The following is a 21,290-nucleotide window of genomic DNA, read 5'->3' as shown; positions in this document are numbered from 1 at the left end:
GCGGTTCGCGCGCGACGCGGGTGACCCGAGGAACGGCAACAGCGATGACGGTGACAGAGAACCACGAGGCCCCCGGGCCCGGCGACGAGATCGCGTACGGTCCCGGCATCGACCCTGAGCGCCTCGCCGTCTGCCTCGCCGTCCTCGACGAGCTCGACACGTTGGACGTCGACCACACCCCGACGCGATCATCGTGCGGCGCGCCACCGCCGGCATCTACCGGACCGTGAAGCAGCGCCGCCGCCAGGAGCGCCGGGCCGCCAAGACCGCCCACGACAAGGCGGTCACCGAGGCGACCGCGACCGGCTCGGCGCAGCGCATCGACGACGAGACCGAGGGCATCCCTGCCGTCGTCGATCACCGAGGAGGGCCGGATCGCGGGGATACTCCAGCGCCCGCGCTCCTGCTACACCTGCAAGACCCGGTACGTGGAGGTCGACTACTTCTACCACCAGCTCTGTCCCGACTGCGCCCGCCTCAACCGGGAGAAGCGGGACGCCCGCGCCGACCTCACCGGCAAGCGCGCCCTGCTCACCGGCGGCCGCGCCAAGATCGGCATGTACATCGCGCTGCGGCTGCTGCGCGACGGCGCCCACACCACCATCACCACGCGCTTCCCTGAGCGACGCCATCCGCCGCTTCAAGGCGATGGAGGACTCCGCCGACTGGATCCACCGCCTGGAGGTCGTCGGCATCGACCTGCGCGACCCCGCGCAGTCCGTGGCCCCTCGCCGAGCGGCTGACCGCGGCAGGACCGCTGGACATCCTGATCAACAACGCGACGCAGACCGTGCGCCGGCTGCCCTCCGCCTACGCCGCCTCTCGTCGAGGGCGAGAGCGCGCCGCTGCCCGCCGGTGAACTGCCCGCCCACCCGTGATCGGCGCGTTCAACTCGGGCGCGGTCGACGGCATCGCCGCGCTGCCCATCGGCACCAGTGGCATCGACGCGCAGCAGGTGGCCGACCTCGCGCTCGTCGCGGGCAACGCCAGCATCGAGCGGCACCTCGACGGCACCGCCATCGACGCGGGCGGCCTCGTCCCGGACGTCGTCGACACCAACACCTGGGTGCAGACCATCGACCAGATCTCCCCGGTGGAGCTGCTCGAGACCCAGCTGTGCAACTACACGTCGCCGTTCATCCTGATCAGCGCCCTGCGCCCGGCGATGGCCGAGGCCGCGAAGAAGGCGGGCAGCGGCCGCGCGTACGTCGTGAACGTCTCGGCGATGGAGGGCGTCTTCGGCCGCGGCTGCAAGGGCGCCGGCCACCTGAACACGAACGCCGCCAAGGCCGCGATGAACATGGTGACGCGGACCAGCGCCCAGGAGATGTTCCAGTCCGACGGCATCCTCATGACGTCCGTCGACACCGGCTGGATCACCGACGAGCGCCCGCACTACGACAAGCTGCGCCTCGCCGAGGAGGGCTTCCACGCCCCTGCTCGACCTGATCGACGGCGCCGCCCGCGTCTACGACCCGGTCGTCCGCGGCGAGTCGGGCGACGACGTCTACGGCGTCTTCCCTGAAGGACTACGAGCCCTGGGAAGTGGTGACGCAGCTGCCGCTGCACGGCGTGCGCGTCGCCGGTCGGTGAGGCGGCGCGCACCCGGGTGCCGCCGTCCACCAGCAGGTCCGCGCCGGTGATCCAGGACGCCTCGTCCGACACCAGCCAGCGCACCGCCCGGGCCACGTCCGCCGGCTCCCGATCCGGCCCGCGGGCAGCCCCCGCCGCCACCGTCTCCTCCAGCGGTCTCCCACACGAAGCGCGCCATCTCGGTGCGCACGAGCCCGGGGACACCGAGTTGACCCGCACCGACGGGCCCAGTTCCCCGGCCAGTTGAGCCGTCAGGGTGCAGCAGCGCCGCCTTGCTCGTGCCGTACGCGCCCACGTGCGGGCCGACGTGCGCGGCGCCCTCCGTGCACACGTTGACGACGGCGCCGCCGTGCTCGCCCATCCACGCCCGCCACGCGCACTGCACCAGGCGCAGCGGTGCCTCCACGTTCACGGCGAACGCGGTGCGCCACGCCTCGGGGTCGGCGTCCATGAGCGGGCCGTACGGCTGGTTCGTCGCCGCGTTGTTCACCACGACGTCGACCCGGCCGAGCTCGGTCATGGTCCGCTCCGTCACCTCCCACAGGTGGGCCGGGTCGGCGACGGACCCGGCCACGCCCACCGCGTTCGCGCCGAGCGCGCGCAGGGCGGTGACCGTCTCCCGCGAGGCCCTGGGTGTGGCGTGCGGTCACGCACACGTCGGCGCCCGCGCGGGCCAGTTCCTCGGCGATCGCGCGGCCGATGCTGCGTGAGGCCCCGGTCACGACGGGTTACCCGGCCGTCGAGCACGCGCTCCGCATTCATGCGGGTACGTTCTCACGGGGCGGGTGGGCGTGACGACGGGTCAGTGGGGTGGGGTGGTCGTGGACGGTTGGTGCGCCAGGTGTGTCGATGGGGCGTCGCCGGCTACGGGTGCGTGGGGCTTTTCGCGCCCGCGGCGGAGCCGCTCATGACACAGCCCCGCGCCTCTGAGAGGCCGACTGCGTCTGCCAGGCCGAGCTCGTCGCGGACTGCGGGTGCATCGTGACTGGTCGCGCAGTTCCCGCGCCCCTGAGCGTCTGCCGTGCCGCGGATCGATCTCGTCCGCGGGTTCCGTCGTGGTTGCTCGCGCAGTTCCCCGCGCCCCTGGAAGGCATGCGCTTCGCGCAGCCTTCCCCCACGGGGAAGGCCGCCCGAAGGGCGTGCCTCCCAGGGGCGCGGGAAACTGCGCGACCAGCCCCCCACCGGCCCGCACTCCGGCAACAACCCTTCGCGGCACCACCCTTCGCGGCACCACCCTTCGCGGCACCACCCTTCGCGGCGACACCGCTCAGCGCACCGGCACCCCTCTGCGCCACCAGCCTCGACCACGGCCCGCCAGTCTCTCCACCGACCCGGCATCGAGCCCGACCACCTTGCCCGCGTCGTCCGCCTGCCGCAGCGTCACCGCGTCCTCCGCCAGCGGATCCGCCTCGAACGCCGCCACCTCGCGCGCCGTCATCGGACCACCCTGCGCACCGAGCGTCAGCGAACTCTGCGCGGACAGCCCACGGCCCGGCTCGACGGCCGCGAGGTACCGCTTGGCCGGCACGTGCAGCCGCACCAGCCGCGCCACCCGCTCACCGAGCAGCCCGCGCACCGCCTCCGCCGCCCGGTCCGCGTGCCCCGCGTCGTCGCCCCGGGCCTCAGCAGGTGTCCGAGGTCGTGCACCAGACCCGCGACCTGCAACTCCCTTGTCGCTGGGCCGGGAACGGCGCAGCAGCGCCGCCGTCTGCAGCGCGTGGTCGTGCAGGTCGACGGGGTCACCGCTGCGGTCGAGGGGTGTCCCACGCGCCTCCGGCAGGCGTACAGCGCGGCCATCAACTCCTCGACGGTGCACAGCTCGACGCGTTCCATGGACGGGACTCCTCCCGAAGATCCTCCGCTGCCTGTCCGGAAGCAGACCATGAGGACCCTGACGGACCGGTCAACGGGACGTTAACGTTCCTTCCCTCGTGTGGTGCAGAATTGCCCGCATGCCCCGCCCGACCCACCGCACCCGGACGCGCCCCTGCCGCGCCGGGCGCGCGCGTCCTGCTGGGGGTGCGCTGCTGATGGCGCTGCTCGTCTCCGTCCTCGGCGTCTCCCCGCGTGCGCGGCGACCGCCCCGCAGGCCGACGCCCGCACGGTCGCCCGGGTCGCGCCCGCGACACCCGGCTGCGACCCCGAGCGGCAGCACGCCCCTGGACGGCCGGCAGGGGCGTGCCCGCGCGCGGCACGTCCGCCCACGAACTCCCCCTCGCGCCGCTCGTGCACGAGCACGGGCTCGGCGCCGACGCCACGTTCGACGGCACCGTCCCGCCGACCCCGGCCGGCCGCGGGCCCGCCGCCGCACGACCCGCCCTCACCGGTCGAACTGTCCGTCCTGCGCGTGTAGATGACGCCCACTCACCCGCGTCATCACCCGTACCTCCGCACGCAAGGACGACTTCGCCATGCCCGAAAACGCCACGCCCAAGAACACCGGCGTCAAGAACACATCCGGCAAGAACACCACCGGTAGGAACACCCCCGGAAAGCGACGTCCGCTCGCCGTCTGCGCCGCCGTCGCCGTGGCCGCCGCGCCTCGGCACCGTCTCGTACACCGCGACCCGGCCCGAGCCCCGTACCCCGTGGTCACCGAGGAGGGCGACTCGGGCAGCAGCTCGACGACGCCACCGCCGAGCTCGTGAAGCTCGCCCGGCGCGACGCCGGCGACGCCCTCGCGCAGGGCCGTGCGGACGCGCCCGTGGTCCTCATCGAGTACGCCGACTTCAAGTGCGGCTACTGCGGCAAGTTCGCCCGCGACACCGAACCCGCCCTCGTGAAGAAGTACGTCGACGACGGCACGCTGCGCATCGAATGGCGCAACTTCCCGATCTTCGGCGCCGAGTCCGGAGTGCCGCCGCGCATGCCTCCTGGGCCGCCGGGCAGCAGGGGCCGCTTCTGGCAGTTCCACGCGGCGGCCTACGCCGACGGCGCCAAGGAGAAGGGCTTCGGCGCCGCGCGCGCTGGACGCCCTGGCCCGGGAGGCCGGGGTGAAGGACCTCGACCGGTTCCGCACCGACCGGGACGGCGCGGCGGCGCGCGCGGCCGTCGGCAGGACCGGGACGAGGCGTACCGCCTGGGCGCCACGTCCACGCCCTCCTTCCTCGTCAACGGGACAGCCCATCGCGGGCGCCCAGCCCGCGGCCACCTTCGAGCAGGCGGTCGAGACGGCGAAGGCGCAGGCCGCACGGTGAGCGACATCGGCTACCTCGCGGCGTTCCTCGGCGGCCTGCTCGCGCTGCTCAGCCCGTGCAGCGCCCTGCTGCTGCCCGCCTTCTTCGCGTACTCCGTCGACAGCTCCCGACCCGGCTCGTCGCCCTGCACCGGCATCTTCTACCTGGGGCTCGCCACCACCCTGGTGCCGCTCGGCGCCGCCGGCTCGTACGCGGGCCGCTTCTTCTACGGCAACCGGGACCTGCTGGTCGCCCTCGGCGGCTGGCTGATCATCGCGCTCGGCGTGCTGCAGATCGCGGGCCGGGGCTTCGCCTCGCGCCGGATGACCGAGCTGTCCGGGCGGATCAGGCCCACCAACGCCGTCTCCGTGTACGCGCTCGGCGCCGTCTACGGACTCGCCGGATTCTGCGCGGGACCGATCCTCGGCAGCGTCCTCACCGTCGCCGCGCTCGGCGGGCACCCGGTGTACGGCGGGGCGCTGCTCGCCGTCTACGCGCTGGGCATGGCGGTACCGCTGTTCCTGCTCGCCCTGCTCTGGGAGCGCTTCGACCTCGGCGGGCGGCGCTGGCTGCGCGGGCGGCCGGTGCGGATCGGCCGGTTCGAGGCGCACACGACGACCCTCGCCTCCGGGCTCTTCTTCATCGCGCTCGGCACCCTGTTCCTGGTCTTCGACGGGACGACGGCGCTGCCCGGACTGCTCGACGTCGACGACTCGTTCGCCGTCGAGCAGTGGGCGCGGGCGCCGGCGACCGGAGTGCCGGACGTGGCGCTGCTCGCCCCTGGCCGTCGCCGTCGTGGGCGGGGTGTTCGCGGTCCGCGCCCGCCGCGGCCGGACACGGAACGTGACCGAGGACGGCGAACCCCGCGAGGAGCTGGAACACGACACCCGCCGCGCCCGTATCTTCCCGTACCACTAGTAGCTCGCCGTACCGGCGAGTCGACGTCGGTCACCGGGAGGACTGCTTGCGTCGCGTCAACGGCACCGCCCTCATCCTCGCCGCCCTGGTCGCCACCCTCGGCGCCCTGGCCTTCCCGATCTGGTCGTACGCGGACCGGTCGGGAACGGGCCAGGCGAACCTGAACGCCGCCACGGTGGCCACCCAGTGGGGCCCGCTGTCGGCGACCGACCGGGACTTCATCGTCAAGGTCAGGCTCGCCGGGCTGTGGAGATACCGGCGGGGCCAGCAGGCCATGGAGCGCGCCCCCGACCAAGGCGATCCGGGACGCCGGCGACCACCTCGTCGTCGGCCACACCGACCTCGACCAGCGGGTGCGCGCGTGGCCGGCGCAGCTCGGCGTGGAACTCCCCAACCAGCCGAACCCGCAGCAGCAGGGCTGGCTCGACGAGCTGTCGGCGGCGAGCGGCAAGGACTACGAGCGGAAGTTCGCCAATCTGCTGCGGGACTCGCACGGAAAGGTGTTCGCCCTCATCGCCCAGGTCCGGCACACCACCCGCAACACGCTGGTACGGACCCTGGCCGCGACGCCAACCAGACGGTGCTCGACCACATCACCATGCTGGAGGGCACCGGTGACGTGGACTTCGACGCGATCGCCGACGAGGCGGCGGGCGCGGCGACGCCAGCCCGACCGGACCGCCGGCGCCGAACGGGCAGGTCCCGCCCGCCCCCGCGCCCGCCCGGCCCACCGGTTCGCCGGACGCCACCTCGTACCCGTCGGCCGAGCCGGGCGACGACGCGACCTGCTCCATCAACACCGACCGTCCCGCCCCCACCTCCTGACCCACTCGTACGGACGCAGACCGGGCGGACGGCGGAAGACCGGTCGCGTCGGCCCGCCCCGCGTGGCTGAATGAACACCCGGCGACCCCAGGGGATGCCCGGGTTTCAACCCCATCGAGCGGACCCCCGCTCATTTGGTTACTCTGTAGCCGGACGGTTACTGCAAGTGGGTCCCACCCGTACCCATGGTTCCGTCAGAGAGAGGCCAGTCACCACGGCCGATCCACCAGCGACAACCAGCGCCACCGCGCCCGAACTGGCCTTCCACTCCAAGCCCGATCGGGCCTCCGGTGCCCGCGCGACGCTGGGCCCGGGCCTCGCCGGAGCGGGTTACCCGACACACAAGAGGTGCGCGGTGACACCAGAAGACGAATCGCGAGCAACGCCCGAAGGAACGCACGGAGCGGGCCGGCCGCAGGCCGGGGAAGCTCGGCAGCCTCGACGTCTGGGCCCGGTCGGCCCCGATCCGCCTCGCCGGGTACGAGGACGATCTCGCCGAACCCGCATCCTGCCCAGCGTCGACTGAGCTGGGGTCCCGCAGCCCCGACCGTACGCCCGCACTCCTCCACGGTGAGGAGTGCGGGCACAAGTGATGTCCGGGGGCTCCGAGGGCTTCCGGTGTGCCGGGGCGTTCGGCGCTCTCTGATTGGCTCCCCTGTGTCATCGGATCATTTGTCAACTCCTCTGTCTGCACAGTCCGTGACGCCTCCCGTGCACGCCAGCATCATCAGACCTCCGATGAATGCAAGCCGAGCCGCCTTCAGGGAGTGCTGTGCATGAGTGCGTACCCAAGACGCCAGGTCCTCGGAACCGCAGCCGTCGTGGCCGCCGCGACCGCTCTGCCGTGGGGTACGGCGGGTCCGGCCGCCGCCGCGCAGACCGGAGCGCCCGGGCGGCCGGTGCCGCGGGTGACTGGGGCACCGTCCCCGCCCCCGGTCCCGGTGCCGCTGGACGCCCATTTCGACAACGACGGCATCGACACCGCCGACGCCCGGGCGGCAGCTTCGACGGCAGCGGCACACCTTCCCCCGGCGAGGAACTGCCCGCCGGACGGCTCGAAGTCGACGGCGTGCCCTATGGTTCCCGACGTCCTCGGCGGGCGCGAAGAACAACATTTGTCGCGCTCGGCCAGCGCATCGAACCGCCCAGAGCCGCTACCTCTCGGCCCTGTTCCTCGCCGCCGGCAGCTACGGCGACGCAGGTCCGGCCAGGCCACCGTCCACTACGCCGACGGCTCCACGGCCGGCGCGGGCCTGAGCGCCCCCGACTGGCGCGCGGGCAGCGGCGCCGCCGGCGCCTCGTTCCGCTACCGAGACGACGGCACCAAGGACGCGCGCGTCGGCATCGGCGTCAGCGAGATCGCGCTGGAGCGCGACCCGCAGAAGGCCGTCGCCCCTCTACCCTGCACCGAAGCTGGACCCCGCCGAGGAGAACAAGACGGCCCTGCGTCGTTCGCGCTCTCCTGCAGCCGGCCGCCGAGGGCCGGGCCCTCGCCCTGCGCGACGCCCGGCTCCACCTTCCCGCTGCTGGAGGAGACCGGCGCCCAGAGCGTCGAGGCGACCGTCATCAACGCCGGCACCGTCGCCGTCCTCGCCTCCGACGCGCTGACCGTCGGCGTCGATGTGCCCGGCGCCCGCACCGTCGAGCCCGCCCGCGACGTGGGCTCGCCCCGGGGAGCAGGCCAGGGTCCGCGTCGGCATCCCGCAGCCGGGGCGGCGTCGCCCCCGGCACCGTCCAGGACGGCACGGTCGTCGCCACCGCCCACGCGGCAGCCGGGCGGCCACCGCGGCACGGAAGCTGACGCTCGGCGTGCCCGACTACCGGCCGACCGAGGCCCCGCTCTCCGGACACCAGAGCGCCCCACTGGTTCCACGCGGCCAAGTTCGGCATCTTCATCCCACTGGGGCGCCTACTCCCGCGCCCGCCTGGGCGCCCCGTCGGCACCCAGTACGCCGAGAGTGGTGCTGGAACCAGATGCAGGACCCGAACAGCGTTGACGTACGCGCGCACCACAAGGAGGTCTACGGCGAGGACTTCGCCTACGACGACTTCATCCCGCAGCTTCACCGCCGGACAAGTTCGACCCCGCGCTCCCTGGGTGGGCTTTCTTCGGGACGCGGCGGGCGCCCAGTACCACGTGCTCACGTCCAAGCACCACGAGGGCTTTCGCGCTGTGGGACACCAAGCTGTCCGACCGCAACTCCGTCCAGATGTCCCAAGAAGGACCTCTGTCAAGGAGCTCTTCGACGCTGAAGAAGTATGCGCCCGAACTCCACCGCGGCCTGTACTTCTCCATGCCCGAATGGATTCAGCGGACCACCCCTGGATTGGGGCACGCCCCGCGCAACCTGTACACCCTGGAGCCCGTCCCCTCACACCCGGCTACACGGCCGGCAAAGGACTACGTGAAGGACTCAGGCCCAGCAGATGCTGGAGCTGGATCCACCAGTACGACCTGCAGCTGATGTGGTGCGACATCGGCGGGGACAACGACTTCGCTGCACGTCCTCGCCGAGTAGCTTCAGCCACGGCAAGAACCGGCCCGAGCCCCTGGAAGTCGCCGTCAACAACCGCGCCGGGATCGGCTTCCACGACTTCACGACGCCCGAGTACACGACACGACAACACGGTCGTCGCCAAGTGGGACGTCCAGCCGGGGCCTCGACCCGTTCTCCTACGGCTACAACGCGCAGACCCCCGACGACCGCTACATGACCACCGAGGAGGTCGTGCACAGCCTCGTCGACATCGTGTCGAAGAACGGCAACTTCCTCCTCGACATCGGGCCGCGCGCCGACGGCACCATCCCCGAGATCATGCAGACCCGGCTGCGCGAGACCGGCCACTGGCTGAAGGTCAACGGCGAGGCGATCTACGACACCACGTACTGGGCGCGGATGGCCCAGCTCGGCGAGGACCTGCGGTTCACCGTCCGGCCGGACAAGGCGTTCTACACATCCACTCGCTCGCCCAGCCCGGGGCCCGGCTCACGGTCGAGGCGCCGGTGCCGGTGCGCCCCGGCGACAAGGTGACGATGCTCGGGTACCCACGGCCGCTCGACTGGACCGTCAAGGGCGGCGCGTTCGTGATCGACGTGCCCGCCGCCGCGCCGGGCCGGCGAGCACGTGTGGGTGTTCAAGGTCGAAGGGCAGGGGCGATGAACGTGACGAGGTCCTCCCGGATCGTGGGCACCGTGCTGGCCCTGCTACTGGCCGCGGTACCGGTCTCCGCCGCCCGCGCGGACACCCCGGCGGCCCCGCCCCCGAAGACGCTGCCCGCACTCACGAACTGGACGCCGCAGAAGGGAGTTACGCGTTCGACGAGAAGACCAGGCTGGTCGCGGGCGACGCCGCTGCCCGGCGCGTCGCCCGCACCCCGCCGACGATCTGCGCGCCGCAGGAAAGGGCACGGTGCCCGTCACCGGCGGCCCGTCCCGCGCCGGCGACATCGTCGTCGACGTACGTCCGGACCGGGAAGCAACTCGGGGACGAGGGCGCTACGAGTTGCGGGCGGGCAGCCGCCTGGAGATCACCGGCGCCGCCGGGGCCGGGTGCCTTCTACGGCACCCGCACCTCCTCCAGCTCCCTCGCCCAGGGCGACGAGATAGCCCCGCCGGACGCACCGTCGACGTACCCGGGTACGAGGAACGCGGCGTCGGCGTCTGCGCCTGCTACATCCACATCTCCACGGACTGGCTGGAGAGCCTGGTGCGCGACATGGCGTACCGCAAGCTCAATCCAGCTCCTGCTGGAGATCAAGGTGAAGAGCGACGCCCCGCGAGGGCCCAACACCTGGGGGTACTACACCAGGAGGAGATCCGCCGGCTCGTCGCGCTCGGCGAGAAGTACCACGTCACCATCGTCCCGGAGATCAACTCGCCGGGCCACATGGACCCGTGGATCCAGGACCGGCCCGACCTCCCAGCTCGTCGACACCGACGGCAAGGCCCAGCCGTCCCGCCTCGACATCACCGAGCCCGAAGGCGCTCGCCTACTACAAGAGCCTCATCGACGAGTACGCCGAGGTGTTCCCCCGCCCGCTGGTGGCACATGGGCGCCGACAGTACATGCTCGGCTCCGACTTCGCCAAGTACCCGCACGTCCTGGGTACGCGCGCCAGAGTACAGGGCCGGACGCCACCCCAGGACGCGTTCATCGACTTCGTCAACCAGGTCGAGGCGTACGCGGCGAGCAGACCGGCAGCTGCGGATCTGGAACGACGGACTGACCGGCGCCAACACCGTGCCCGTCACCCCGGCACGACCGTCGAGCACTGGCTGGACGTGAAGGTGAAGCCGAGCACCCTGATCGCGCAGGGCTACCCGTGATGAACGCCGCCTACTCCCTCTACCTCGTCCGCGGCGGCTTCCACACCGACACGAAGAAGCTGTACGACCAGCAGTGGGACCCGCGCAGCTTCGAGGGCGAAAGCTCACGTCGCGCGACGGCATCACCGGCGCCAGATCAGCCTCTGGCCGGACAACGGCCGCGGCGGGACCGAGAACGAGTGGCTTCGGCCGCCCGGCTGCCCGCTCGCACATCGCCCAGACCACCTGGGGCGCGGCCCACCCGACGCCGACTACGCCGGGTTCACCGCCCGGGCCGACGCCGTCGGCACCGCCCGCAGGGCGCCTGGACCTGACCCGCGTGCCGCTCGCCGACGGGACGTACACGCTCGCCGACCGCGGCCACCGCACCGCCCCGGCCGACGTACGCCTGAGCCGCACCGCCGACGGCTATCTGACCATCGCCTCCGCCGACGGCGCCCGCTGCCTGGAGACCCGCAGCGGCAAGCTCACCCTCCAACGTGCCGCTGGGCCGGCTCCGCGCACCTGAGAACCTGCGACCCGAAGAACACCCTCCAGCGCTGGCGGTTTCACGTGACGGCGCCGGATACCGAATCGCGGCGCGATCGCGGATGAACCTCGACGCGACCCCCGGCGGCCGGCTCGTCCAGGACCCGCCGGACCATGGAGATCTGACCTGGACCCTCGCAGGGCTGAACCGAGGGACCCCCGCACAGATGGCACTCAGCAGACGGCACGCCCTCCTGGCCGGCACGGCCACGGCGGTCGTCGCCACCACCAGCCTGCCCGCCTTCGCGGCGACCCCACGAGACCACTACCGGATCCCCGTCGGCCCGGACGACACCCCCGACGAACTCGTCGCCAAGGCCGCCGAGGTCCGCGCCAAGCGCCAACTCGCCTGGCAGCGGCTGGAGAAGACCGCGTTCCTGCACTTCGGCGTGAACACCTTCACCGGCCTCGAATGGGGGCACAGGCGACGAGGACGGACGTCTTCCAGCCCACGGGCTCGACACCGACCAGTGGGCGCGCGCCCTGCGCGACGGCGGATTCAAACTCGCCATCCTCACCGCCAAGCACCACGACGGCTTCGTCCTCTACCCGTCGCGGTCACCCGGCTGGCGTGGCGAGCAGCAGCTGGCGCGACGGACGCGGCGACGTGCTGCGCTCGTTGCTGACTCCCATGCGCAAGTACGGCATCAAGGTCGGCGTCTACATCGCCGCCGCCGACGAGAACCAGTACCTCGACGGCGTCTACGCTAACGGCAGCGCCGCACCGCACCGTGCCGACCGCTGGTCGACGGCGACGACCGCGCGGGCCGCGAGCCTGCCCACGTACGACCTCGACGCCTGCCGACTACGGCGCCCACATGCTCAACCAGCTCTACGAGGTGCTCGCAGTACGGCCCGGTCGACGGGTGTGGTTCGACGACGCAGAGGCCGCATCCCGCGACAAGGTCGAGAAAGTACGACTGGGGACAGCTGGTACGCCCTGATCCGCGCGCTCGCTCGCGGACGCCTCGATCGCCGTGGTCCGGGCCACGACGTGCGCTGGGTCGGCAACGAGGGCGGCATGGCGCGCGAGAACGAAAGTGGGCGTCATCCCCGTCAAGGACACCGGCAGCAGCAGGGTAGCACGACTACGTGCTGCCCTACGACGCACCCGACAACGGCAGCCGGGAGGCCCTCGTCGAGCGCAGCCGACCGCCGCCGCGCTCCAGTGGTGGCCCGCCGAGTACGATGTGTCGATCCGGCCGGGCTGGTTCTACCACGCCGACCAACAGCCCAAGTCCGTCGAGCAGTTGACCGACGTCTGGTTCCAGTCGGTGGGGGCGCGGCGCCGTCCTGCTTAGCCGGCGTCCCGCCGGACAGGACGGTTGCGCGCCCGCGGCCGACGTCGCCACGCCTCAGGAGTTCCGCGAGCGCACCGACCGGGAGCTGCCCAGGGACCTGGCGCGCGGCGCCCGCGTCACCGACGACGGCGCGGGTGCCCGCACCGTCGACCTCGGCAGGCCCCTCGCCGTCGACCGGATCCGGCTCCGCCGAGGACATCCGGCTCGGTCGGCAGGTGGAGCAGTTCGTGGTCGAGGCCGAGGCGGACGGAACCTGGCGGACCGTCGCCGCACTCGGCACGATCGGCGCGGCCCCGCATCCCTGCCGCTGGCGGCACCGGTCACCGCGCGCCGCTGGCGGCTGCGGGTCACCCGGTCCCCGCTCGACCGTCCACCTCAAGGAGTTCGGCCTCTGCACAAGTCACAGGTGTGAGCGGACGGGCGGGGGCCAGGCCCCGCCCGTCACGATGCGAAGGATCGGCCCGGACACCCGAGAGCCGGAGGCCGCACGAGGAGAAAGACCATTGACCGCGCGACGTTCCTGTGACGGCGGACGGGACCAGCTCAGCCGCCCCCGCATGCTGCGCCGCACCCCGCGGCGCCACCTTTCAGGCCCCGATGCCGCAACCGGTCGCCCCGCGTCGCGCGCCCTCCGGCCGCGGCATGGTGACGCTGCCCGGCGGCACGTTGCATAGACGCGAGGACGAGCGGGCCAACCCGGGCGACGGCGAGGGTTGTGCGCGATTCACGGTCGCCGCGTTCGCATCGACGAACACGCCGTCACCAACGCCCCGGTTCGCGGCCTTCGTCAGGAGACCGGACCGTCACCGCCGCCGAGCGGTTCGGCTGGTCGTACGTCTTCGCGGGCTTCCTCACCCCCAGCAGGTCCGGGCCGACCGGGCGCCCGCCGGAACCCGTGGTGGCGCGGCGTCCGAAGGAGCCACCTGGCGCGCCCGGGGGCCCGGGGTCCGGCGTCGGCGACTCCGGGCCAGGCGCACCGTCGTCCCACGTCTCCTGGGACGACGCGCAGGTACGCGCGGTGGGCGGCAAGCGGCCGCCCACCGAGGCCAGTGGGAGTACGCGGCCCGCGGCGGCGCTCGACCAGGCCCGCTACCCGTGGGGCGACGAGACTGACCCCGCGCGGCCGCTGGCGCTGCAACATCTGGCGGGGCGGCTTCCCGAAAGGTTGACACCGGCGCGGACGGCCACATTGGCACGGCCCCCGTCGACGCCTACCGGCTACGCGCGCGGCCTCCCACAACGTCGTCGGCAACGTGTGGGAAGTGGGTCGCCGACCGCTTCACGGCGACGCACGACGCGGCGCGCGCGGTGGACCCGCGCGGCCCCGACGAGGGCGGGAACCGGGCGATGCGCGGCGGCTCCACTGCGCTGTGCCACGGCTCGTACTGCAACCGCTACCGGGTCGCCGCCCGCACCTCCAGCACCCCGGACTCCAGCAGCGGGAGCTGCGAGGTTTCCGGTGCGCGGCCGATGTCGAGGAGGTGTGGGCGCTCGCTGCGGGTGCGCGAGCAGAGACCGACCGGCGGGTCCTGCGCGACGCTCTGCTGCCCGCCGTCCTCGTCCTGGTCCGGCACGCCCGTCCCCCTCCCACGACGCGCAGCTCGCCGTGCACGCGCGCTACGAGCGGCTCGGCGACCAGGTGGTCCGGCGGCCCGAACCGCGCCCCTGGACATGCGGAGACGTTGGGCGCTCGGGCGGCCGGGACGTCCGAAGGGCGGGTCGTGGAAGGATCGCCGCCGCCGTGTGGGCGGCACACGATTACGGCACTGGTTCGTGGACTGGACCTGGTGTCGCCGTCACCCGGGACCCGCCGGACCGCGCCCGGCTGACCACGATCACCTGGTCCGCCGCCGAACGGCGGCTCGGCGAGGACCGCGGCCGGCGTCACCCGGCGGCGGTCCTCGCCGAGCGGCTCGGCAGTGAACTCGCCGACCGGCTGGGGGTTGTCCCGCTTCGACAGCCCGGACGACCCGGGCGGCGCCCTGCCGGCGGTTCAGCCGCCGAAGACGCGCTGACCGCCCCACGAACGTCTGCTCCACGCTCGTCGTGCCGATCTCCCGGCCGGGCCCGCGAACGGGTCCCGGTCGAGGACGACCAGGTCCGCGAGGTGCCGCGATCGTGCCGGTCTCGTCGTCGGGGTGGTTCACGTACGCGCTGCCCGCCGTGTACGCGGTGATGGCGCGTCCGCCAGGCCGATGCGCTGCTCGGGCAGGAACACCGGGGTGCCGTCGGGCGCGTCGTCGAGCACCCGGTTCACCGCGACGTGGATGCCCTGGATCGGATCGGGGCTGCTCACCGGCCAGTCGCTGCCCGCGGTAGCGTCGCCCCCGACGCAGCAGCGCGGAACGGGTACTGCCACGACGCCCGCTCCGCCCGAGGAACGGAATCGTCAGATCGTCCATCTGCGGCTCGTGCGCGCCCGCAGCGGCTGCATGTTGGCAGTCGCGCCGAGCTCCCTGAACCGGCCGATGTCGTCCGGGTGCACGACCTGGAGATGCGCCAGGTGCGGGCGGGTGTCGCGCCGGCCGTTGGCCCGCCGCGCCGCCTCCACCGCGTCCAGCGCCTCCCGCACGGCCCGGTCGCCCAGCCGTGAAGTGCACCTGGAAGTCCCGCGCGTCGAGCTCGGTGACCGCATACTTCTTCAGCGCGCGCGCGGCACGAAACAGATGCTGCTGTTTAGTCCCGAAGCGCAGCCGCACCCGTCGAGTACGGGCCGAGCAGCGCCGCCGTGCCGTTCTCGGCGACACCGTCCTGCATGATCTTCACCGACGTGCAGCGGAGCCGACCGAGGGGTGCCCGCCGCGCGCCGGGCCACCAGTTCCTCGATCTGCTCGGTGCCGCGCGCCCGGTCCCACCACAGGGCGCCGACCACGCGCGCGGTGAGCCGGCCGTCGGCGGCGCAGGCCAGGTACGCGTCCGTCGGGTCGGTGAGGTTGGCGTGCTCGCCGAGCAGCGCGTCCTGCCACGCCGTGATGCCCAGTGAGTGCAGGAGCGCCTGGGCCCGGAGCAGACCGGCGATCCGCTCCTCCCTGGTGACCTGCGGCAGCAGCCCGGCCCACCAGGTTCGCCGCGCCCTCCTGGAGCATGCCGGTCGGGACGCCGTCCGCGTCGCGCTCGATGCGGCCGTCCGCCGGGTCGGGCGCTACGGGCGTCGATCGGCACGTTCCAGCGCACGGGAGTTGACACGCCCCGTGGTGGTGCGCGGTTGACCAGGTACACCGGCCGGTCGGGGACCAGGGCGTCCAGTTCGGCGGCCGTCGGCGGGCCCGCCGGGAACCTCCATCGCCCAGCCGCGCCAGTGAGCCACGCGTCGTCGGCGTGCTCCACGCGCGTACGCGGCGATCCGCTCCCGGTACGCGGCGAGCGTCATCCGCTCCAGATCACGCTCAGGCCGCCGCCGACCGGGTGCGCGTGCGCGATCCTGGAACGGTACCAGCAGCTTCGCGAGGATCGAAGCGACCTCGGTGCTGCGGGACGACGTCGAGCTCGCGCACCTCGTCGTGACCGACGGCGACGATCCGCTCGCCGCGGACGGCCACCGAGGTGGCGGGACCGGGCGGGGGTGGTGCGGACCGGAGCCGCCGGTCAGGCAGGTCGGCGTGTACCCGGTGTCGGGCATGTGCGGCAACTCCTTGTGCGGTGGCGGGTGTTACGGAACGTCGGTGGCGGTCAGCGGGACGGCGTCGGCGTCCGTGCCGCGTCCGGTGACGGGCGTAGGGGAGCGGCGCCGGTACTTGGCGACGGCCGCCATCACGAACCCCGGACACGATGATCGCGGCGGGCACGGACAGCATGAACCAGCCGTTGTCGGGCTGAGTTCGAAGCCGTCACTCATCGTGGCGTAGTCGCGGGCAGTACGCGCCGATGCCGAGCAGCGCCAGCCCGCTCAGGCCCGGCGCGACGACCGCGCGCAGCCTGGCGGGGAGCGGTGCGCAGCATCCCCGCGGAACCGGACGGCGCAGGCCAGCGCAGTGAGCCCGTAGTAGAGAGCGCGACGACGAGACCGATGGAGTTCACCGCGGCGAGGATCATCTCGTTCCTTCGGGATCGCCAGGGCGAGCGGCGCGAGCCCGCCGAGATCGCCGTGACGAGGACCGTGCCGGCGGCCGGCCGAGCCATGGCGCGGGCTGACCTTCGTCCACACCGGGCCCATCGTGCGGTCGGCCCCATAGCGACAGCCGCGCGCCGTCGAATGACGCTGGACTGCAACGAGGCCACCGCAGAGAACAACGGCGCGACGGGCAGCGTCGCCCGGTTCACCGTCCGCGAGCTTCGCCCCGAGGTAGGTGAGGGCCTGCGGACCCCTGCTCGACCAGCTCGAGGCAGGGACATCTCGCGCTGGAAGGCCAGGGACCCGTACGGGAACGCGCGAGCATCGTGAACAGGGCGATGAATCCGCGCCCCGCGTCCCGGACGTCGCCGGTCTCCTCCGTGACGCTGAACGGCGTCCCAGCCCCAGAAGAAGAACACCGCGAGCACCAGGCCCCTGCGCGAAGCCGGTGCCGTCGTGGATGTCCAGCGGGTTCAGCCACGACCAAGGAGAAGCCGTGCGCGGTGGCGGGCCCAGCCGCAGAACCCCGAGCAGCACCGCGTACTCGAAGACGAGCAGCCAGGTCACAGCCGGGTCGCCTTGCGGATGGGGTGACGGCCGTGACCGTGACGGCGGCGAGCACGACGGGGGCCGACGACGGTGGACAGGGCCCGTCGAGTTGGGGTCGAGCCGCAGCCCGCCGACGGTCTCAGGTGCGCCTTGTTGGCGAACGGAACGCGAGCCGGTCACCGCGGTCGTGTGAGCCATGAAGATCAGGGTGCCGATCCAGCGTCGCAGCCGGTCAGGAACCCGAGCCACGGGCCGAGCGACCGGCCGGCGGGTGCGTAGCCGCTGCCCATGTTCTGCTCGTCGCGGTTTGAGCCGTTGCGTACCTTCGGTCGCGATGCCCAGGATCCGGCACGAACGCGACGAGCAGGATCGCCGGGGGCGCGAGCCCCACCGTCGCGGCCAGCGAACCCCATCCCGATGCGTGCCGATATGGTGGCAGTGTGCGGTGCTGGACGCGGCGACGGCGATGCCGTCCACGACGCCGAGGAACGGCGCAGACCTGGGGGTTTCGCTTCTCATGTGCAGACTCCTGGGACCGAGAACGAGGGACTACGAGGGGGTGTGCGAGCGCGGGGGGAGGAGGCTGCGATCAAACCGGCCTTGTCAGCGTTGCGTCAATGGTGCTGACATAAGGGTGAGCGAGGTCGCCTACGGGAGGGAACGGGATGGCCGAGGGACGGATCCCGGCGGAACGCGCCGGCGGCGCAAAGCCGACCAAGTAAGTGCTGCACTGTCGAGGAGACGATCATTTGGGGAACGCGTCGTCGGGCAGCACAGGCTGGCCCGACGCCCTGAGCGATGCGCCGGCTGGGAGCCGCGCTCGGCTGCGAGCTAGCGCCCTGTACCGGTACTTCCACAACACGGACGACCTGCTGCTCGCCGTCGCGGACCGGATCATCGGCGAGGTCCATGGCCGGCTTCGAGCCGAGACCGGATGCCGTGGCGGAAGGACGGGCTGCGGGAGATGGCGCTGCACATCCGCGGCTACCAGGGCATCCGCGGGTGGCGGGTCAACGAGTTCCGGTCGGTGGAGTCGGGGATCGGGCTGCTGCGGCGGAGCCGTTCGGCGACGAGGACGCCGTGCGGCACTACTCGGCGTTCGTGGACACGGTGCTGTGGCACGCGGCCCTGGATGCCGCGCATCTTGCGTTGCCGGCCGAGCGGCGGGCGGCGGACGACCGTCGCCTGGACCGTGTATGCGGGGCTCTCCGATGCGGAGTACCCGGAACTGGCGGCTGTGCGCACTTGTCGATCTGGCGGCGGGCGGTTCGTTCGAGGCCGCGCGCTGGAGCTGCTGCTGTCGGCTCTGGTCGTGGCCGCGCCGCAGTAGGAGTGAGCCGCGTCTGCCGGGTGCCGGTTGTGCGTGGCTGGTCAGCGCAGTTCCCCGCGCCCCTGAGGTGCGCACCTTCGGTGCGCACCTCCCTCTGAAGGCGCGGCGAAGCCGCGTGCCTTCAGGGGCGCGCGCTGCGCTGAGAAGCCACCGACCCGCGCGCGGGCAGACGCGGGCTCACGCGGCGCGGTACCGACACGTGGCTCCAGCCGAGACTGCCCCCGCAGCCACTCCTCCCACCTCGCCGACGTGCGCCGCGGCAGCGTCCCGCGCCGCGCTGGTCATGGGCGACCAGCGCCCGGTGGATCGGGCGTGCTCGCGCGCGGGTCCGTTTCGACCGCTCCTCCTGGTAAAGCCCCGCCAGCACCCGCGCCCGGAACGTCCGCGACGACAACCCTCCTTCCGATCGCCGCCATCGTCTCGTTCCGCCGCGGCAGTGTCGCCCGGTGGGAACGCCAGATCGATGGGAGAGATCTCCTCCGTCCGTCGGTGGCCCTCCATCGCGGCCAAGGTGCTCCTCGACCTCGGCGAGCCGCGGTGGCCGGGTGATGCGCGCGGCCGCCAGCGCTGTGGCGGTCGACTCCAGGATCCGGCACCTCCGGGAGGCTCGACCAGGCGAGCCGCGCGACGGGTCCGCGACCACCCCGAATCGTCTCAGCAGGTCGCCGGCCTCCAACTGCGTGACGTAGATGCCCGAAACCGTGCCGGGCCTCCAGGGACACGAGAGCACGGTCCAGGGCGCGGGATCGCCTCCCGCATCGACGACCGAGATGCCCAGCCGCACGCCGCCAGGTCCCGTTCCGTGGGGCAGCCGTTCGCCGCTCCAGGCTGCCGCCGCCGCCGATCATCGCCTTGATCTGCTCGATCGCCCGTTCCGTGACGGTGCCCTTCTGGGGGCGGTCTGCTCCACGATGACGTCCCTCCTCACGGCCGGATGCGCCGCAGCCCAACACGATGCGGTCCGACCACTGCGTGGAGGTGGTCGACCTATTTGAGGTCTCGAGGCGCAAACCGAGAACTTTGGGAAGGTCAGCAATGTCGAGGCGAAGTGGTCTGATAAATATCTCGGCGCGCCGGTTCTGGGACGGGCAGGACCCGGTCGCACTCCAGCGACTTCCGGTTTAGTGAGCGGCCTCGATGACCTGGCACCACGAAGGGCACGAAGCGGCTCGAAGACCGCGAGGGTGCCGAGAGGACGGATGCATGCGGCACCTCCCAGCTGCGCCGCCTCGTCCCGAGAGCGCGTGCGGCAGCACCAAGGACGACGCGGCCGATCGAGCGGCGGGGAGGCGGCGACGGCAAGGTCGGCGTCATCCCGCCCCTCACGCGCTGACCTCGCCGTTCTGGGCGCAGTCGCCAACGACTACGTGCCGAAGATGGCGAAGTCCGAGGGCGTCGACGCGCTGAAGACGGTCAACCCAACAGCGACCCCTCGCAGTGACTGACATCAACAACCAGCTCAACCAGGGCGTCAAGGGCCCGTCGTCGTCTCCTCCTGCTGGACAGCGCCGCCATCGCGGCCGGCCTCGACCAGGCCGAGCGCAGGCGGGCGTCCCGGTCGTCGCCGTGGACGTCGCGCGCCCGAGAAGCAAGGTCGCCATGGTCGTCCGCGCCAACAACGTCGCGTACGGCGAGAAGGCCTGCGAGTACCGGCAGCCAGGTCAAGACCGGCAAGGTCGTGCAAGATCATGGGCTGACCTGGCCTCCGCTTCAACAACGCCGGGACCGCTCCAAGGCGTTCCGCGACCGCGTGAAGACGAAGTGCACCCGAAGCTGAAGGTCCTGAGATCCGCCGCGGGAGTCGGACACCGCCGCTTCCAAACTGGACACCCTCTCTCAACGCCAACCGACATCGGGCATTCACGCGTAGGGCGGCGTCTACCTGCGCCATCCCGGATCCCAAGTCCAAGGGCATGCTCAAGAAGGCGCAGCGCGTGGGCCACATCGCGATCGTTCCAACGACGGTATATCCTGCAGGAGTTCACGCTCATCCGCAAGGGGCTGCCAGATCGACGCCACCGTCTCTGCAGCCCGCCGACGCGTACGCTGGGTACGGCATGTACTACATCAAGGCCGCGATGGTGGAAGAAGCCCGCCCGGGCCGACCGACCACGACTCCGTACGATCGTCGAGCTGCTGCCCAGCGATCCGGAGGACCAGCGCCCGCGCCACTGGTCACCAAGGACAACGTCGACGACCTCAAGCTGTGGGGAAACACGGTCAAATGACGGTACCCACCCCGTCGGCTCTGGTAGCCACGGGCACGCCAAACGCCGGCGGTTGGCCCGCCGCCGCCCTCGTCAGATCGGCCGGTCGCCTGTGCGCGCGGGCGAGTCCCACGCGCTGGTCGGCTTCGCAACGGTGCGGGCAAGTCCACCGTCACCGTCCTGGCCTTTCAGGCGCCGGACGCGGGCACGTTGTTGTTCGACGGCGCCCGCGCCCCCGCTCGGCGACCGCGAGGCCTTCTGGCGCGCCAAGGTGGCTTGCGTTCACCAGAAGCCCACCGTCGTACCGGAGCGACGGTCGTGGAGAACCATCGTCAGCCCGATTCCGCCGCGGCTTCTTCAGCTGAAGAAGCTGCGCACGGAGGCCGAACGGCTGCTGTGAAGCGGCGCACGAAAAACGCGAAAGCGTTTCAATGATAAATGCGAAAACGGTTAAACACCCAAATCTGATCCAACCAAGTACAACA

At 72.2% G+C, this 21,290-nt stretch carries 13 protein-coding genes and 8 pseudogenes; 13 read left to right on the top strand and 8 right to left on the bottom strand.

Annotation, left to right across the window (positions count from 1 at the left end; genetic code table 11):
- Window positions 1-44 precede the first annotated feature (44 nt).
- Window positions 45-1,552, top strand: a pseudogene (locus tag RBJ77_RS41125) (SDR family NAD(P)-dependent oxidoreductase).
- Between the two features lie 116 nt (window positions 1,553-1,668).
- Here the strand turns inward: RBJ77_RS41125 and RBJ77_RS41120 are convergent.
- The 3 genes and pseudogenes from RBJ77_RS41120 to RBJ77_RS41110 form a co-directional block, all read right to left on the bottom strand.
- Window positions 1,669-1,812, bottom strand: a pseudogene (locus RBJ77_RS41120) (3-oxoacyl-ACP reductase); the annotation flags it as partial.
- Between the two features lie 10 nt (window positions 1,813-1,822).
- Window positions 1,823-2,167 (bottom strand): annotated as a pseudogene (locus RBJ77_RS41115) (SDR family NAD(P)-dependent oxidoreductase); the annotation flags it as partial.
- 693 nt (window positions 2,168-2,860) lie between these two features.
- Entirely contained in the window at window positions 2,861-3,409 is a 549-nt protein-coding gene (locus RBJ77_RS41110; RefSeq protein ID WP_372349644.1) for a metal-dependent phosphohydrolase, read from the bottom strand.
- A gap of 595 nt (window positions 3,410-4,004) precedes the next feature.
- Here RBJ77_RS41110 and RBJ77_RS41105 point away from each other — a divergent pair.
- The 10 genes and pseudogenes from RBJ77_RS41105 (at window position 4,005) to RBJ77_RS41060 (ending at window position 12,668) form a co-directional block, all read left to right on the top strand.
- Window positions 4,005-4,790 (top strand): annotated as a pseudogene (locus RBJ77_RS41105) (DsbA family protein).
- A pseudogene (locus tag RBJ77_RS41100) lies at window positions 4,787-5,687 on the top strand (cytochrome c biogenesis CcdA family protein). The pseudogenes RBJ77_RS41105 and RBJ77_RS41100 overlap by 4 nt, the downstream one beginning before the upstream one ends.
- Before the next feature lie 46 nt (window positions 5,688-5,733).
- A pseudogene (locus RBJ77_RS41095) lies at window positions 5,734-6,512 on the top strand (DUF4142 domain-containing protein).
- A 776-nt stretch (window positions 6,513-7,288) separates the two neighbouring features.
- Window positions 7,289-8,509, top strand: coding sequence for a hypothetical protein (locus RBJ77_RS41090; RefSeq protein ID WP_372349643.1), 1,221 nt, complete (start codon window positions 7,289-7,291; stop codon window positions 8,507-8,509).
- Window positions 8,401-8,646: pseudogene (locus tag RBJ77_RS41085) on the top strand (hypothetical protein); the annotation flags it as partial. The gene RBJ77_RS41090 and the pseudogene RBJ77_RS41085, both read left to right, overlap by 109 nt.
- A 577-nt stretch (window positions 8,647-9,223) precedes the next feature.
- On the top strand, window positions 9,224-9,544 hold the full coding sequence (locus RBJ77_RS41080) for an alpha-L-fucosidase (RefSeq protein ID WP_372349642.1): 321 nt from the start codon (window positions 9,224-9,226) through the stop codon (window positions 9,542-9,544).
- A gap of 684 nt (window positions 9,545-10,228) precedes the next feature.
- The gene (locus RBJ77_RS41075; RefSeq protein ID WP_372349651.1) at window positions 10,229-10,798 is read left to right on the top strand and encodes a family 20 glycosylhydrolase; all 570 of its coding nucleotides are present in this window, start codon (window positions 10,229-10,231) and stop codon (window positions 10,796-10,798) included.
- A 360-nt stretch (window positions 10,799-11,158) separates the two neighbouring features.
- Window positions 11,159-11,347, top strand: a complete 189-nt coding sequence (locus tag RBJ77_RS41070; protein ID WP_372349641.1) for a hypothetical protein — start codon at window positions 11,159-11,161, stop codon at window positions 11,345-11,347.
- A gap of 503 nt (window positions 11,348-11,850) precedes the next feature.
- The gene (locus RBJ77_RS41065; RefSeq protein ID WP_372349650.1) at window positions 11,851-12,078 is read left to right on the top strand and encodes a hypothetical protein; all 228 of its coding nucleotides are present in this window, start codon (window positions 11,851-11,853) and stop codon (window positions 12,076-12,078) included.
- Window positions 12,079-12,407: 329 nt separating this feature from the next.
- Window positions 12,408-12,668, top strand: a complete 261-nt coding sequence (locus RBJ77_RS41060; RefSeq protein WP_372349640.1) for a hypothetical protein — start codon at window positions 12,408-12,410, stop codon at window positions 12,666-12,668.
- A gap of 1,394 nt (window positions 12,669-14,062) precedes the next feature.
- On the opposite strand, the gene RBJ77_RS41055 is transcribed toward RBJ77_RS41060, so the two are convergent.
- The 3 genes from RBJ77_RS41055 to RBJ77_RS41045 all read right to left on the bottom strand — a co-directional run bounded on the left by RBJ77_RS41055 (window position 14,063) and on the right by RBJ77_RS41045 (window position 15,240).
- Window positions 14,063-14,242: a hypothetical protein gene (locus RBJ77_RS41055; protein ID WP_372349639.1), complete on the bottom strand. Its 180-nt coding sequence runs from the start codon at window positions 14,240-14,242 to the stop codon at window positions 14,063-14,065.
- Window positions 14,243-14,811: 569 nt separating this feature from the next.
- The gene (locus RBJ77_RS41050) at window positions 14,812-15,027 is read right to left on the bottom strand and encodes a hypothetical protein (RefSeq protein WP_372349638.1); all 216 of its coding nucleotides are present in this window, start codon (window positions 15,025-15,027) and stop codon (window positions 14,812-14,814) included.
- Between the two features lie 30 nt (window positions 15,028-15,057).
- Window positions 15,058-15,240, bottom strand: a complete 183-nt coding sequence (locus RBJ77_RS41045; RefSeq protein WP_372344414.1) for an amidohydrolase family protein — start codon at window positions 15,238-15,240, stop codon at window positions 15,058-15,060.
- A gap of 183 nt (window positions 15,241-15,423) precedes the next feature.
- Here RBJ77_RS41045 and RBJ77_RS41040 point away from each other — a divergent pair, with 183 nt between their 5' ends.
- Window positions 15,424-15,651: a hypothetical protein gene (locus tag RBJ77_RS41040; RefSeq protein WP_372349637.1), complete on the top strand. Its 228-nt coding sequence runs from the start codon at window positions 15,424-15,426 to the stop codon at window positions 15,649-15,651.
- Window positions 15,652-18,252: 2,601 nt separating this feature from the next.
- On the opposite strand, the gene RBJ77_RS41035 is transcribed toward RBJ77_RS41040, so the two are convergent.
- A complete protein-coding gene (locus RBJ77_RS41035) occupies window positions 18,253-18,513 on the bottom strand; it encodes a hypothetical protein (protein WP_372349636.1) in 261 nt (86 codons plus the stop codon).
- A gap of 300 nt (window positions 18,514-18,813) precedes the next feature.
- Window positions 18,814-19,548: pseudogene (locus RBJ77_RS41030) on the bottom strand (FadR/GntR family transcriptional regulator); the annotation flags it as partial.
- Between the two features lie 1,107 nt (window positions 19,549-20,655).
- Between RBJ77_RS41030 and RBJ77_RS41025 the strand changes: the two are divergent.
- Entirely contained in the window at window positions 20,656-20,826 is a 171-nt protein-coding gene (locus RBJ77_RS41025) for a hypothetical protein (RefSeq protein WP_372349635.1), read from the top strand.
- The last annotated feature ends 464 nt before the right edge of the window (window positions 20,827-21,290 follow it).

The sequence above is a fragment of the Streptomyces sp. KL116D genome (assembly GCF_030766975.1).
In the GTDB taxonomy this organism is placed as follows: Bacteria; Actinomycetota; Actinomycetes; order Streptomycetales; family Streptomycetaceae; genus Streptomyces; species Streptomyces longispororuber_A.
This window is presented reverse-complemented; position numbering and strand designations above follow the sequence as displayed.

What these genes read in the sequence shown, in the direction of transcription:
- RBJ77_RS41090 (WP_372349643.1), top strand. Translation starts at nt 7,289, where the DNA reads ATGAGTGCGTACCCAAGACGCCAGGTCCTCGGAACCGCAGCCGTCGTG.
- RBJ77_RS41080 (WP_372349642.1), top strand. Translation starts at nt 9,224, where the DNA reads ATGACCACCGAGGAGGTCGTGCACAGCCTCGTCGACATCGTGTCGAAG.
- RBJ77_RS41075 (WP_372349651.1), top strand. Translation starts at nt 10,229, where the DNA reads ATGGCGTACCGCAAGCTCAATCCAGCTCCTGCTGGAGATCAAGGTGAA.
- RBJ77_RS41040 (WP_372349637.1), top strand. Translation starts at nt 15,424, where the DNA reads ATGATCTTCACCGACGTGCAGCGGAGCCGACCGAGGGGTGCCCGCCGC.
- RBJ77_RS41025 (WP_372349635.1), top strand. Translation starts at nt 20,656, where the DNA reads ATGTACTACATCAAGGCCGCGATGGTGGAAGAAGCCCGCCCGGGCCGA.